Consider the following 575-nt stretch of genomic DNA (forward strand, 5'->3'; position numbering starts at 1 on the left):
GCTGCACACGCACGACATGGCCGAGGGGCTCGGCATCGCGTACGAACCGCCGGCCGAGCTCTGCGAGTTCGTGCTGACACGGATCTTCCCGCGCGTCAGGCCGGGACCGGCACCCTGGCCGACGCTGCTGTGGGCGACCGGCCGCGGCGAGCTGCCGGGGCGGGAGCCGGTCACCGCCTGGCGCTGGTGCAACAACCCGGTGCTGCGCTCCGAGCGGCTCGACCTGGAGGGCGTCACCCCGGCGGCCGCCGCGAGCCTGTCCGTCGCGGGCGACGGCGGTTTCACCTGGGCGGGGGGCGCGCCCGCCGAGGGCACCCGCGTGGGCGCGGGGATCGGGGTCAAGCAGTACGAGGAGGGCGCGTTCGTCCCGGAGTGGGGCATGTACGTGCTGGTCCGCCGGGGGGACGACCGCGCGGTGGGCGCGATGGGCTTCCACGGCCCGCCCGGCGCCGACGGCCGGGTGGAGATCGGCTACGACCTCGTCGTGGAGGCCCGCGGGAACGGCTACGCGACCGAGGCGCTGCGCACCCTGTCGGCGTGGGCGCTCGGCCAGGACGCCGTGCACACCGTGGTGG

Annotated in this window: 1 protein-coding gene; it reads left to right on the plus strand. The window is 76.5% G+C overall.

The window, feature by feature from the left end; all coding sequences use genetic code 11:
• On the plus strand, positions 1-575 hold a 575-nt coding region (locus LPA54_RS35585), incomplete at both ends, for a GNAT family N-acetyltransferase (protein ID WP_228984709.1).

This window comes from Streptomyces sp. DH12 (assembly GCF_020873895.1).
Taxonomy (GTDB): Bacteria; Actinomycetota; Actinomycetes; order Streptomycetales; family Streptomycetaceae; genus Streptomyces.